Source organism: Mycolicibacterium tusciae, from assembly GCF_002086795.1.
Classification (GTDB): domain Bacteria; phylum Actinomycetota; class Actinomycetes; order Mycobacteriales; family Mycobacteriaceae; genus Mycobacterium; species Mycobacterium tusciae.
In genome coordinates, this window is the sequence record NZ_MVIM01000014.1 from 37,044 (window position 1) to 50,536 (window position 13,493).

General features: G+C 65.3%; 10 protein-coding genes. 6 read left to right on the plus strand and 4 right to left on the minus strand.

Going from position 1 to position 13,493, the window contains the following annotated elements:
* Positions 1 to 3: 3 nt before the first annotated feature.
* Positions 4 to 1,101: an epoxide hydrolase family protein gene (locus BST47_RS22275; RefSeq protein ID WP_083127836.1), complete on the minus strand. Its 1,098-nt coding sequence runs from the start codon at positions 1,099 to 1,101 to the stop codon at positions 4 to 6.
* A 35-nt stretch (positions 1,102 to 1,136) separates the two neighbouring features.
* On the opposite strand from BST47_RS22275, the gene BST47_RS22280 reads away from it, so the two are divergent.
* Together BST47_RS22280 and BST47_RS22285 are read left to right on the plus strand one after the other, a co-directional pair.
* A complete protein-coding gene (locus BST47_RS22280; RefSeq protein ID WP_083127837.1) occupies positions 1,137 to 2,762 on the plus strand; it encodes an AMP-binding protein in 1,626 nt (541 codons plus the stop codon).
* 30 nt (positions 2,763 to 2,792) lie between these two features.
* Positions 2,793 to 3,194, plus strand: coding sequence for a hypothetical protein (locus tag BST47_RS22285; RefSeq protein WP_083127838.1), 402 nt, complete (start codon positions 2,793 to 2,795; stop codon positions 3,192 to 3,194).
* Here the strand turns inward: BST47_RS22285 and BST47_RS22290 are convergent.
* Entirely contained in the window at positions 3,172 to 4,308 is a 1,137-nt protein-coding gene (locus tag BST47_RS22290; RefSeq protein WP_083127839.1) for an FAD-dependent oxidoreductase, read from the minus strand. The genes BST47_RS22285 and BST47_RS22290 overlap by 23 nt on opposite strands.
* A gap of 101 nt (positions 4,309 to 4,409) precedes the next feature.
* Here BST47_RS22290 and BST47_RS22295 point away from each other — a divergent pair, with 101 nt between their 5' ends.
* On the plus strand, positions 4,410 to 4,955 hold the full coding sequence (locus tag BST47_RS22295) for a TetR/AcrR family transcriptional regulator (protein ID WP_083127840.1): 546 nt from the start codon (positions 4,410 to 4,412) through the stop codon (positions 4,953 to 4,955).
* 9 nt (positions 4,956 to 4,964) lie between these two features.
* Positions 4,965 to 5,411 (plus strand): hypothetical protein, encoded by a 447-nt coding sequence (locus tag BST47_RS22300; protein ID WP_083127841.1) that lies wholly within the window; start codon positions 4,965 to 4,967, stop codon positions 5,409 to 5,411.
* Between the two features lie 5 nt (positions 5,412 to 5,416).
* Here BST47_RS22300 and BST47_RS22305 read toward each other — a convergent pair whose 3' ends face one another.
* Positions 5,417 to 6,109 carry a hypothetical protein gene (locus tag BST47_RS22305; protein WP_083127842.1) on the minus strand — a complete coding sequence of 231 codons (693 nt, stop codon included), beginning with the start codon at positions 6,107 to 6,109 and terminating at the stop codon, positions 5,417 to 5,419.
* 93 nt (positions 6,110 to 6,202) lie between these two features.
* On the opposite strand from BST47_RS22305, the gene BST47_RS31235 reads away from it, so the two are divergent.
* Both BST47_RS31235 and BST47_RS22315 read left to right on the plus strand, forming a co-directional pair.
* Positions 6,203 to 6,604 carry a hypothetical protein gene (locus BST47_RS31235; RefSeq protein WP_420094055.1) on the plus strand — a complete coding sequence of 134 codons (402 nt, stop codon included), beginning with the start codon at positions 6,203 to 6,205 and terminating at the stop codon, positions 6,602 to 6,604.
* Positions 6,605 to 6,995: 391 nt separating this feature from the next.
* Positions 6,996 to 11,999 (plus strand): cadherin-like domain-containing protein, encoded by a 5,004-nt coding sequence (locus BST47_RS22315; protein ID WP_083127843.1) that lies wholly within the window; start codon positions 6,996 to 6,998, stop codon positions 11,997 to 11,999.
* Between the two features lie 12 nt (positions 12,000 to 12,011).
* On the opposite strand, the gene BST47_RS22320 is transcribed toward BST47_RS22315, so the two are convergent.
* Entirely contained in the window at positions 12,012 to 13,481 is a 1,470-nt protein-coding gene (locus BST47_RS22320) for an acetyl-coenzyme A carboxylase carboxyl transferase subunits beta/alpha (RefSeq protein WP_083127844.1), read from the minus strand.
* Between the last annotated feature and the right edge of the window lie 12 nt (positions 13,482 to 13,493).

The following is a 13,493-nucleotide window of genomic DNA, read 5'->3' on the forward strand; positions in this document are numbered from 1 at the left end:
CTCCTAGCGCAGCGTGGTGAAGAACTTCTGGACGTCGTCGACGAAAAGCTCCGGCTGTTCGAACGCCGCGAAATGACCCCCGCGCGGCATGTCCGTCCAGTGCGTGATGTTGTACCCGGCCTCGCACCAACTACGCGGCGCCTTGAGGATCTCCCTGGGGAACGCCGCGACGCCGGTCGGCAGCTCGACGCGGTCGAAGCTGCCGAAGGCGTTGAAGCTCTCCCAGTACAGCCGCGCCGACGACGCCCCGGACGCGGTCAGCCAGTACAGCATCACGTTGTCTAGCATCTCGTCGCGGGTCAGCACGTTCTCCGGGTCGCCGTCGCTGTCCGTCCACGACCAGAACTTCTCGACGATCCACGCCAACTGGCCCACGGGGGAGTCCACCAATCCGTAGCCGACGGTCTGCGGGCGCGTCGACTGCTGTTTGGAGTAGCCGGAATCCCACTTTTGGTAGTACTGACCCCGCTTGAGCGCCGCCTTCTCCTCGTCGGTCGGATTGTCGAGTTTGCCGGGCGGGAAGCCGAGCGGCATGTTCAGGTGGATGCCCGCGCAGCGGCCGCCGTTGCGGCCGATCTGCGTGGTCACCGCCGCTCCCCAGTCGCCGCCCTGCGCGCCGAAGCGTTCGTAGCCCAAACGGCCCATCAGGGTGTCCCATGCCGTCGCGATCTTCTCGACACCCCAGCCCGTCGTGGTGGGCTTGGCGGAGAAGCCGTATCCCGGCAGCGACGGGCACACCACGTCGAAGCCGCGTTCGGTCAGCGGCTCGATGACCTTGTGGAACTCGACGATCGAACCGGGCCAACCGTGGGTGATCAGCAGCGGGAACGCATTCTTCTGATCCGATCGCTGATGAATGAAATGAATGTCGAGACCGTCGATTTCCGTCGTGAAGTGGTCGAACCGGTTCAGCGCCGCTTCGCGTGCCCGCCAGTCGTATTCGTTGGCCCAATAGTCGGCCAGCCGCCTGGTGTAGGCCAGCGGGATGCCCTGGCTCCAGTCGCCGACGCATTCGGCCTCGGGCCAGCGGGCGCGGGCCAGCCTGGTCTGCAGGTCGTCGAGATCGGAGTCGGGAATCGCGATGCGGAACGGAGAAACCATGGTCGGATCCTCCCAGAGAGCGCAATATTGAGCTGATGAAGTCGCAAGACGCGGGTCGCACCGACATCCCCATTCTCGAGGAGACCATCGGGCAGAACTTCGAACGCACCGTCGCGGCCAACCCCGACGGCGATGCGTTGGTTGACATGGCAACCAGTCGGCGGTGGACGTACGCCGAACTCAACGACGACGTGGACGTGATCGCCCGCGGCCTGATGGCGCTGGGCATCGAACGCGGTGAGCGCGTCGGCATCTGGGCGCCCAACTGCCCCGAGTGGACGATCGTGCAGTACGCGACCGCGAAGATCGGCGCGATTCTGGTCAACATCAATCCGGCCTACCGCACCCACGAACTGGCGTACGTGCTGAAGCAGTCGGGAATCCGCACGTTGATCTCCGCCACGTCGTTCAAGACGTCGGACTACGTGAGCATGGTCGACGAGGTGAGCGCCGAGGCACCCGAACTGCAGGAGGTGCTGTACCTGGAAAGGGACTGGCGAGCCCTGGTCGACAAAGCGGAGCAGGTATCCGTCGACGAACTCCGGGCGCGAACGGACTCGCTGGACAACACCCAGCCGATCAACATCCAATACACCTCGGGCACAACGGGTTTCCCCAAGGGCGCCACGCTATCGCATCGCAACATCCTCAACAACGGCTACTTCACCACCGAGCTCATCAACTTCGGACCCGACGACCGGCTGTGCATTCCGGTGCCGTTCTACCACTGCTTCGGCATGGTGTTAGGCAATCTGGGGTGCACAAGCCACGGTGCCACCATGGTGATCCCCGCGCCTGCCTTCGATCCGACACTGACCCTGGATGCCATCGAATCCGAAAGGTGCACAGCGGTTTACGGCGTGCCCACGATGTTCATTTCGATGCTCGCCGACCCCGGGCTCGCCAAGCGCGACCTGTCGTCGCTGCGTACCGGCATCATGGCAGGGTCGATTTGTCCCGTCGAGGTGATGAAGCGCGCGATCACCGACATGAACCTGACCGAGTTGTCCATCGCATACGGGATGACCGAGACGTCGCCGGCGTCGTGTCAGACGCTCATCGACGACGACCTCGAACGGCGTACCAGTTCGATCGGCCGGGCCCACCCGCACGTCGAGATCAAGATCGTCGACGCCGAAACCGGTGAGGTTGTCGAACGGGGGCAGACCGGCGAATTCTGCACGCGCGGTTACTCGGTGATGCTCGGCTATTGGGAGGACGAGGCCAAGACGGCCGAGGCGATCGACGATAACGGCTGGATGCACACCGGCGATCTCGCCGTCATGCGCGACGACGGGTACTGCAACGTCGTCGGCCGCATCAAGGACATGGTGATCCGCGGCGGTGAGAACATCTACCCGCGCGAAATCGAGGAGTTTCTCTACACCCATCCCGATATCGACGACGCGCAGGTGATCGGCGTCCCCGACGAGAAGTTCGGCGAGGAAGTCTGCGCGTGGGTGCGGATGAAGCCGGGCAAGGACCCGCTGGACGCCCAGGCTCTGCGGGAATTCGCCGACGGAAAGCTGGCCCACTACAAGATCCCGCGCTATGTGCACGTTGTCGACGAGTTCCCGATGACCGTCACCGGAAAGGTGCGCAAAGTCGATATGCGCGCCGAAACGGTCAAACTCCTCGGTCTCGATTCCACGGAGGGATGAGTTCTGGTCGCCGCCGGAGTCTTCGCCTATGTGACGTCCCCATCGACTCTCGCCCGACGGGCGTGCGCGGTGCTGGCGGCCGTGTCGGCCGGACTGCACGCGGCGCTGCTCGGCCACGCGTCCAGCCTGGTCGCGACGGCGCTGCTCGCGGCGATGATCATCACCTGCCTGTATTGCGCATACGACCTGTGGCGTGACGGCACGGCGCGGGCGTGGGTGGTCGTCGCACTCATGAACCTCGCCATGATCGCGCTGCACCTGCCCGCTCCCGCCCATCACCACGGCGCCCCACACGTCGCGGCGCCGACGCCGTCGACGCTCATGACGGTGGCGACGCTGCTGGCCTTCACCGAGATCGTTGCTGCGACCGCGGCGCTGTATGTCGGCAGCCGCGGCGCCATGGGCGCGCTCAGCGGTACACCAGACCGCTGAGCCTGCGGGCCAGCGCCAGCCGAATCGACGGCACCCGCCCGGCCAGACCAATGACGGCATTGCGGATCGGGCGTACCGCGGGCGGCAGCGTGGCCAACCGGGTGAGCCGATGCGTCATCGCCACAACGTCTTTGGCGATCGGTCGACGAGTATCGCTGTACTCGTCGAGCAGGCTGTCCGGCGCTCCGTCGAGGACGGCGGCGAGCGTTTGGGCCAATGCGACGGCGTCTTGAATGCCCAGGTTCATGCCCTGCCCGCCGGCGGGGCTGTGCACGTGCGCGGCGTCGCCCGCGAGTAGCAGACGGCCCGCGCGGAAGGTGTCGGCGACGCGGTGGTGGACGCGGAACCGCGAAACCCAGACGACGGCGGTGACCTGCAGTCGGTTCGCGCCGACACGGGTGTCGAGAATCTGTTGTACGAACTCCGCGGACGGCGCCTCGGGGGCGTCGGCGACGGGTGCGACGATTCGGTACGTGCCATCCGGCAGGGGAGCCACCACGGTCAGGCCGGCCGTCGCCCAGTACAGGATCACTTGGTCGTGGGGCGCGTCGCCGGTCAGCTTGACGTCGGCGAGCACGAACGACTCGTCGTACACGCTGCCTTCGAAATCGATCCCCGCCTGCTGGCGCACGATGCTGCGAATGCCGTCCGCGCCGACGACATAGCGCGCGCGAACGACGTCACCGTCCTCGAACGTCGCCGTCACCCCGTCGGGATCCTGATCGATCGCGGTGACGCTCCGCGGCCGCTGCACGGATCCGCCGAGCTCTTCGAGGCGTTCGAGCAGCAGCCGCTCGGTCGTCGACTGCGGCACCATCAGCGAGTACGGATACTCGGTCGGCAACCCGCTGAAGTCGATCGGGATCAGCGTGCGGCCCCGGTCGCGAATGGTGAACCGCGGCGCCTCGACGCCTTCCTTGACGAGGCGCCTGGCCAGGTCCAGGTCTTCCAGCACCTCGAGCGTGCGGGCGTTCACCACGGCGGCGCGGGAGGTGTTGGCTCCCGCCGCCTGCTGGTCGACGACCGTGGTAGTGACTCCGCGTGCGACCAGGGAGGCGGCCAGGGCCAAACCCGTCGGACCTGCGCCGATAACCAGAACATCGGTGTCATACATCGCCTTCTCCTTCTCTCGAACTGCCTATGCCAACGCTTGTTGGCATAACTATGGTCCGCGGCGTGACGAATGTCAACAGTTGTTGGCATACACTTGTTGGCATGCGTAGATCGTCGGAGCAGACCAAGGCCGTGATCCTGGCGGCGGCTAGGGAGCAGTTCGCCAAAGCCGGATTCGAGCGGGCGACCATCAGGGCCATCGCCGCGGACGCGAACATCGACCCGTCGATGGTGATGCGGTACTTCGGCAGCAAGGACCAGCTGTTCGCCGCGGCGGCCGACTTCGACCTGGACCTACCCGACCTCTCGGATATCGATCGTGATCGGTTGGGCGCCGCCCTGGTCGACCACTTCATGAAACGGTGGGAACGTGACGAGGTGCTCATCGTGCTGCTGCGGGCGAGTGCCACCAATGCCGAAGCGGCGCGACGCATGCGGGCGATGTTCGCGAGTCAACTGTTGCCGGTGATCGCGAAGATCAACCCCGCCGAACCGGAACGCCGCGCCGCATTGATCGCCACGCAGACGCTCGGCCTGGCCCTGTGCAGGTACGTCCTGCAGTTGCCACCGATCGTCACGATGCCGCACGACGAGGCGGTCGCGTGGCTGGGACCCACCGTTCAGCGCTATCTCGACGCGCCTAGATAATTGGCGGTGATGTGGACACCGACGCTCGTCTTGATCGCCACGACGACCCTTGTCGCCTGCGTTCTGCTCGGCGGCGGCCTCTATGAAACCGTCGTCGTCGACCCCGCCTGGCCGAAGCGACCCGGCATCATCCAGGCGCAGAACGGTGGCATCTCGCGACGCCGATTCTGGATTCCAGCGCACACCCTCTTCGAGGTGCTGCTGATCGTCGCGCTCATCGCCTCATGGAGTAACGCCGATATACGGCTTGCGCTGCTGGTGGCCTTGGTCAGCCACGCCGTGATGCGGGTGTGGTCGCTGATCGACTTCGTACCCAGGGCCGTGGAATTCGAGAAGTCGGATCCCGCTGGCATCGACGAGGCGGCCGCGGTGGCCTGGACCCGACGCAGCCTTTTGCGGCTGCCGCTGGACCTCGTTACCTGTGTGGCGTTGCTCGTCGCACTGGCCGTCGCCTGAAAGGGTCAGGCCTCGATCTCGCCTGCGATCTTGCGCTCGATGGCGGCGCGGGTGACGGCCGGCAGGACGATCAGCCCGTCGAGCTCCTTCTTGGCGCGCGCGTAGGCGGCCTTGCGCTCCTCGTTGGTGGCACCGCCGTCCGATGCCAGCCGCAGTAGATGCTGTGCACGCTCGAGACGCTCTTGGGCTTCGGCGGAGAAGTCGCTGCGCCGTCGGCGGATCGCCTCGGCTTCGGCCACATCGAACGCGGCGACGTATTCGTGCACCGCGTCGCGGTACTCCAGTTGCGCATCGCGGTCGTCGAGGATGTCCTCGATGCTGTCGGGTCGCAGTAGATCGGCACGGCTGCGAGCCTTGTGGAACGCAATGGTCAGTGGGTCGCGCATATCGGTCATCAGCGGAAAGTCCAGCAGCTTGGCGACGTCGATCTCGTATTCGAGCCAGCGGGCGTCGGTGTTGTCGTGGCGGGCCAGCACTTTCGTCATCTCACGACGGTTGGCGGCTTCGTTGGTGCGGGCCCGGCCCGACGCTTCCGCGAGCGCGACCTTGGTCTGCTGTTTGATGCGGTAGCGCTCGAGCCGTCGCTGCGCGCGGCGCTCGTTGGCCGCTTGGACGGCCTTCAATCCACCGCCGATGACCCCACTGAGTGGAAAGATCAGCCACCAGAAGTTTCCGGCGAAATGCAGGAGCGCTTCCATCTTTCCCAGAATGCCACTGCCGATGTGCTGCAATTGCCCGATGTCGGTGCCATACGACGATCAAGCCCTGGAACAGAGCCGCCGACACCAGCGGTGAGCGCGCGGGCGATCCGGATGAAGGGCCCGTGGGGACCGGTCCACGGTCCCATCGATCTGGACATCGACGCGAGTGGCGTCACGGTTTTGCGGTGTCCCGCCGGATCCGGTCTACGTCCGCTGACCGAGTACATCGAGGAACTCACCGAACTCGACGGTCTGCTGCTGCGGATCGTGCCTGCCAACACCCGCGGCCCCGAACTGCTAGTGGTCGGCAACCTCGACCAGGTCGCCAGCGATGACAGCCGCGCGATGCTGTTGGCAGATCGTCCACCGTTCGACCCGATGACTTGCGCGGTCAATGGTTTGCGTCAGCCACCGTCGGCGGCACCGACTCGCGGCTGTGGATCGCGATGGCGGACTGGCCGCGCTGCTCGCGGTTGCGCTGGCCCCCATTGAGTGGTGCGCACGACGAAACCGGCAGTACACGATGTAGCGATTACACCCGCCGATCGAAGTCTGATCCCTGGCAACGACCGACGATTCGGATGAGGTTTGCTCGGTGCGGGTCCGAGTGGGAGGTAGGGACCGTCTCGGCCTGGTAACAGTCCGAGGCTGAGGATTCCAGCAACTTCGGTGACGAGCCCGCGTGGTTGGAATCTCAAGATCGCTGAGCTCCGTGACAGGGTCTCGGGCTCGGTGATCGCCGTAAGCTTGCGGACGCAAGCAATGCGTGTTGAGGGGTGTCCCCGACGAGGGTTGCGCCCGAGATTCTAGGGTTTCACCCGATTCCTTTTGACGCCTGCGGCAGTAATGTCTATTCGGCTAATCATGCGATCAGGGGGACGACATGAGGTATGCGCGCTATGTGGGCCGGGTAGGGGCGTTAGCTGTCGCGCTCGGTGTGGGGACTGCAGTGGGGGCGTCGGCGGGGTTCGCGTGGGCCGAGGAGAGTGACTCACCGGCGGCAGACTCGAGTGTTGACTCTGGTGCCTCGGCCGGTGTGGGTCCAGCAGGGCCGCCGGATCCCGGCGCGGCTGGTGTGGGTTCGCCTGAGCAGTCGGGTCCGGGCGTCAGCGCATCGGGTGGTGTTGATCCGCAGTCCCCCGACGACGAGCAGCCTCGCGATTCTGGATCCGGATCGAACGACAGCCTGGAGATGGGCAACGGGGTTGTCGTCTCGGCCAACGGTGAGGTGCGTGACCCGACCGCGGGTGGGCAGCCAGAAGAGGTCGACGAAGAGATTGCAGAACCGGACGTTGCCGAGGAGCCGGCCACTAGCGGTGGTGGTGAGCTGCGCGAGCAGACGTCGTCCGAGTCAGGGTCGGACGTTTCGGCATCGAAGCAGTCGGTGATGGGTGCGGGGAGTGCACCACAGACATCGGTGTCAGCGACTCAGATTGATCTCTCTGGCGAGCAGGCTGAGTTGTCGGTAACGGCGGGGGCGCCGGTCGAAGGTGCCAATGCGGTTGTCGTCGTGCTGGACTCGAGCGAGACGCCGCAGGAGCCGAAGGCCGAGGAGGTGCCGGCCCCAATTCTGGTGGAGGTCTTGTCCGGCGTTTTGGATCCGTTCGGCGGGTCTGCTCCCGACGCGCCGGTGGATTCGCCGGCGGATTGGGTGTTGCTGGCCGCCGCGCGCCGTGAGCTGGGTGCCGATACGACCCGGGTGTCGACATTGGGTGATACCGGAGAGGTCTCCAACTCGTTGATGCTGACAACGGCGGCGGTTACGGAAAACCATGCTCCAGAGGGCGGAGAGGCGGATATCCCGAATCCGCCGAACACAACGACGGGCGCAGTGACCGGCAAGATCGTCGGTGTCACCGACGCCGACAACGACAAGCTCACGTATTCGGGTTCGACGACTACGGCCAAGGGCAAGGTGACGGTGACCTCGACGGGCGGCTTCACCTACACCCCGACCGCCGCGGCACGCCATGCGGCCGTAGCCAACGGCGCGGATCCAGACTTGAAGAAGGACACCTTCGTCGTCACGGTTCAAGACGGTGCGGGCGGATCGACCACCGTGACAGTGGAAGTCGACATCCTGGGCAAGAACGCGCTGCCCACGGCTAGGGCAACCGTTGGCCGACCCAACCCCAGCACCGGTGCGGTGGCGGTGACCGTCACCGGCTCTGATGCCGACAAGGACCCCTTGTCGTTCAGCGCCCCAACGACCACGGCCAAGGGTGCGATCGTCGGCAACGGCAACGGCAGTTTCACCTACACTCCGACAGCTGATGCACGCTCTGCCGCGGCGGTGACCGGCGCGCCGGCCTCAGCCAAGACCGACACGTTCAACGTGACCATTGATGACGGGTTCGGTGGTCAACGAGTCGTCGTGGTGACTGTGGCGATCGCGCCGGCCAATGACAATGTCGCTCCGACAGGCGGGACTTTCACCCCGAGCGGTCAGCCCAGCCCCGACAAGGGTGTGGTCACCGGCACGGTCTCGGCCAACGATTCCAACGGTGATGCGCTCGTCTACAAAAAGGCCACCAGTCCAGCCAAGGGTTCGGTCACGGTGTCGTCTGTCGGCGTGGTCACCTACACCCCGACCGCTGCAGCGCGCCATGCCGCCTCGGCCAGCGGTGCGACGCCCGCCGATAAGCAGGACACCTTCCAGGTGACGGCTGACGACGGGCGCGGCGGCACAACGACATTCACCGTCACCGTCGATATCAGCCCGAAGAACACCGCACCCACTGGCAAATTCACTGTAGCCAAACCGGATGCGACGACTGGTGTGGTGACCGGCAAGGTGAGCGTCACCGACGCTGACAGGGACACAGTGACTTTAGGCGGTCCGACCACGTCGACCAAGGGTGGTGAGGTGACGGTCAACTCCGACGGCACGTTCACCTACAAGCCGTCGGCGGCGGCCCGCCAGGATGCGCGCGTTGCCGGAGCTCCCGCCGCCGCCAAGCAGGACAACTTCGCCGTCACCATCACAGATGGATACGGCGGCACCACGACCATCAATGTGCAGGTCTCCGTGGCCCCCGCGGTCACAGCCGTCAACCCGGCACCGATCGACGGATCCCCTCTGGGGAGCCCGGTCGTCGGAACCACCGGCCGCGTCTTCCAAACTATATCCACGACGGCACCCAACGGCACCGAGTCCACGTTCGTGCGGGTGTATCAGCCATCCGGGGCAAAGATCGCCGACACAGCCGCATTCTCCGGGACGCCGGCAGCGCCCATTGTGCGAACCGACGGCGGCATCACGATCGTCACGTACGACCCGGCGGCGGGCCTCGCGACGGTGCGGGTGATCAGCGCGACCGGAAGCATGTCGACGACCTCGGTGACAGCGACGTCACCCCAGGTGGTCGGCGAAAACGGCCGGCAGTATCTGCTGGCACCGTATTTCGACAGCGCAACTGGCCGCGGGCGAGCGAAGTTGGTGTCGTTGACAACCGGTGCGACGACGCCATCCGTGATTGACGCTGCGCCAACCTTCGGACCGGACGGCAGCGCTGTGGCGCTTCAGGTGAACGGAACCGCGCAGAACCCCTCAGTCAAAATCGTGGTGATTGGCTCGAACGGGGCGGTTCGGACTCTCACTGTGCCCAGCAGTAAGGCTCCCGGAATCGCCGGTCTCCCGGCCGCCGGACTCAACGGCACCGTCTATCTGCCCACGGTGAAACCGACGGACGCCGGCATGTCGACCGAGATCTTGGTCTTCGGGTCATCCGGGGCGCCCACCACGCGCCTCATCGAAGGCTTCACTCCCACCGGCAACGTGGTCGTCGCTCCGAATGGAACCGCGTACCTGCTGACTCGCAACAACATGACTGGCGAGAGTCGGATCTCGGTCATCACAAGCGGTGTCTCCAACACAGCCGTGTTCGACGGGTTCTTCGACCCCACGGTGTTGGGCGCCGCTGCGGACGGCACCCTCTACGTGCTCAGCCCAGATTCCGAGGCGGACGTGAGTCGGTTGCTCATCGTCAAGCCAAACGCCTCGATGAAAACGGTGCAGATCGGGGACTTCGACTTCGACCTTCCCCACGTGATCGGTCCCGACGGCAGCATCTACCTCAACGCCGAGGCGAATGGCGAAGAGGTGCTCGTCGTTGTCTCGTCCTCAGGGGAATTACGGAAGCTCCCGTTCTACGCCAGCGTGGAACCTTTCATCCCGGGCGACGAGAAGCTGGTCTTCGCCAAGGACGGCACCGCCTATGCCGCGGTCCAGACTGCGAACGGCTACGTCGTCCATGTATCGAGGAACGGCTTCCTCACCTCCGTCGCCAGCAGCCCGATCGACGTCGACGGCGGTCACCTGGAGGTGGGACCGGACGGCACCGCCTACCTGTTGTCCGACTCGGGTGACTCCGTGACCGGGATCGACCGGAACGGCGAGATCACCGCAATCGTCGTCGCCAACGGGGGGACCGTTGTCGGGCCGGTCGCATTCGGAAGCAATGGAACCGCCTACGTGACTGTCCAGACGGGGTCTGGCGCGGGCGCTACCACCACGGTGTGGGCGATTACCAGCCTGGGCGCGACCGAGGTTCGGACCGTCGCCGGCACCCCCGCAGTCGCGGCACCCGGTTCGCCGAGCCAGAATCCGGCCGTGTCCGTCAGCGCCGCCGGCACAGTGATTCTCGCCTCCGTGACTTACGACGCGCAAGGGAACCCCACAACTCACCTCAGCCTGGCGGACGAGGTGTCGGTTCCAGTGCTGCGTTCTTCGGTGACCCAAGAGCGGCCAATCGCCGCCACGGGTGTCGTGACCGGCCGCGTGACGCAGGCCCCGCCGGATTCCGATCCGACGGGCAGCGTTCAGTACTCGGGGTCGACAACCGGACCCCTCGGAACGATCGTGGTCAATCCGGATGGCACCTACACGTACACCCCATCCGCTGAAGCACGCAACTATGTGCAAGCGCTGCAGAAAGTCGGGTACATCGACTTCTTCGTCAAGGCGACGGACAGTGTGGGCGGCGTGGCGTACATACCCGTATCGGCGCCCATACTCCCCGCGAACTATCCCACGGAGCATCCGCTACCGCCGACCTTCATGAGCGACTTGACCAAAATCTCGGGGTATATCGATCCAGCTGATTTGAGCGAAGCCGAAGCCGATATCTTTAGCGTCAGCACTCTGAAAGCGTTTCTGCACAACGGGCGAGACGTCATCGCCAACCCCTGTGAAGATTACGACTGCGGAGAAGGGGACCTCAGCTGGGCATACCAGGTGCAGAACTGGATGCGGGTGGGGGCTCTAGACCTGCGCAAGGATCCAAAAACCAAGATGCCGGTGTCACCGGAAGTCTACATTGTCACGACCCTCAACCCGCCGGCCGGAAGCTCCGGCGGAGAACGACTCGTCCTCGGCTTCAGGAAGATGGCCGTCGGCGAGGACATTACTGTGAAGAACGATTACCCGCAGGCTGAGGGTGCCTATGTGACCGTCGAAGCCATGGCATTCATGCCCGGCACATTCCCGCAAGACCGGTTCTACACGCGCATTCCCGGCGTGGTGGGTGGCTACATCTTCAACAACGAAATGCCCGAAGATGTCGACCTTGCAAACAAATACGAAAACGACAACTTACTAGAGCAAATCGATCGCAGACAAAAGCAATATGACGCTGCTACATCGCTACAGCAAGGTTCGGAACTGTTGCTCTGGGCTATCCAGAATGCGAATCCGAGTGGGGCCGCGGCTAATCAAGTGAAGCGAATCCCGCAGGGTGTCAAGCTCATAGACAATGGTGTGGAGGTCGCGATCGAGGTGCTGAGCAACGAGGAAACGATCACGCAGTACGGTGCTACGGAGACACCAATGCTCTTCCACGAAGGCATCAGCCTGATCCCTACGCGGATCGGAATCCCGGAAGACTGATCTCGGCCGCCTCTACAGTCCGATTCGGCGATAGCGCGCCAACCTCGCGGTCAGCCGCTCGTCGTCGGAAACTGAACGCAGCGAATGCAGTTCGTTGGCGATCGTCGCCGACAACCTCTGGGTGAAGGCCAGCGGTTCATCGGCCGCATCGGGAGACTCGGGCACGATCGCGTCGACGATGCCGCTGCGCAACAGGTCGGCTGAGCGTATGCCTTGTGCCGCAGCAAGTTCCGGAGCGTGGTCGGTGTCGCGGAAAACGATGGCGCTCGCGCCTTCCGGTGGCAGCGGGGCGAGCCAGCCGTGCAGCGCGGCCAGTACCCGGTCCGCGGGCACCATCGCCAGCGCGGGCCCCCCGCTGCCCTGGCCGAGCAGGATCGACACCGTCGGAGTGTCCAGCGTGACGAGATCGGCCAGGCAGCGGGCGATTTCGCCGGCCAAGCCGTCCTGTTCGGCCTCGACCGTGAGCGCCGGTCCCGCCGTGTCGATGACGAGCACCAGCGGCAACTTGAGTCCTGCGGCCAGCGCCATGCCCCGCCGCGCCTCACGCAGCGCCGCCGGGCCGACCATGCCGCCCAGCACCCGCTGCTGGCCGAGCACGACGGCTGGTTGACCGCCGAACCTGGCCAAGGCCAGCAGCGTGGTGGCATCCTCGCCGCGGCCGGTGCCCGACAACAGGACCCGGTCGGACGTGCCGTGCCGCAACAGGTATCCCACGCCGGGGCGGTCCGGCCGACGCGAGGCCACCACCGAATCCCACGCGGGCACGTCGGCTATCGGTACGGGCGCCGGCGGTGGCGGTGGCGGCTCGGGCGCATCGGCGAGAACCTTCAGCGTGCGGTCGAGCGTTGAGCGCACCGCCTCCAGCGGCACCACGCCGTCGATCACGGCGTGGCGCTGCAGGTTCTCCGCGGTCTGCACGCCCGAAGGGAAGGGCTCACCGTAGAGGTGCTCGTACACCCTCGGACCGAGGAAACCGATCAGCGCGCCCGGTTCGGCTGCGGTCACATGGCCAAGCGACCCCCACGAGGCGAACACCCCACCGGTTGTCGGATGGCGCAGGTACACCAGGTACGGCAGATGCGCCCGCTTGTGCAGTTCGACGGCCGCGGCGATCTTGACCATCTGCAGGAACGCGACAGTGCCCTCCTGCATGCGGGTGCCACCTGAACTCGGCGACGCGACCAACGGCAGGCGCTCGGCCGTCGCGCGGGCCACCGCACGGGTGATCCGCTCAGCCGCGGCCACCCCGATCGAACCCGCCAGGAAGTCGAACTCGCAGGCCACCAAAGCCACTCGTCGCCCGAAGACGGTGCCCTCACCCGTCAGCACCGACTCGTCAAGGCCGGTCTTGGCAGCCGCGTCAGCCAGCTCGCGCCGATACTCCTCGCTGCCGCCGACCTCCAGCGGTGGGGTGTCCCAGCTGCGGAACGAATCTGCGTCCAGCACGGCATCGCGCAGTTCAATGGCACCGATCCGGCTCACACTCAGAGGTTA

What these genes read in the sequence shown, in the direction of transcription:
- BST47_RS22275 (WP_083127836.1), bottom strand. Translation starts at nt 1,101, where the DNA reads ATGGTTTCTCCGTTCCGCATCGCGATTCCCGACTCCGATCTCGACGAC.
- BST47_RS22280 (WP_083127837.1), top strand. Translation starts at nt 1,137, where the DNA reads ATGAAGTCGCAAGACGCGGGTCGCACCGACATCCCCATTCTCGAGGAG.
- BST47_RS22290 (WP_083127839.1), bottom strand. Translation starts at nt 4,308, where the DNA reads ATGTATGACACCGATGTTCTGGTTATCGGCGCAGGTCCGACGGGTTTG.
- BST47_RS22295 (WP_083127840.1), top strand. Translation starts at nt 4,410, where the DNA reads ATGCGTAGATCGTCGGAGCAGACCAAGGCCGTGATCCTGGCGGCGGCT.
- BST47_RS22300 (WP_083127841.1), top strand. Translation starts at nt 4,965, where the DNA reads ATGTGGACACCGACGCTCGTCTTGATCGCCACGACGACCCTTGTCGCC.
- BST47_RS22305 (WP_083127842.1), bottom strand. Translation starts at nt 6,109, where the DNA reads ATGGAAGCGCTCCTGCATTTCGCCGGAAACTTCTGGTGGCTGATCTTT.
- BST47_RS22315 (WP_083127843.1), top strand. Translation starts at nt 6,996, where the DNA reads ATGAGGTATGCGCGCTATGTGGGCCGGGTAGGGGCGTTAGCTGTCGCG.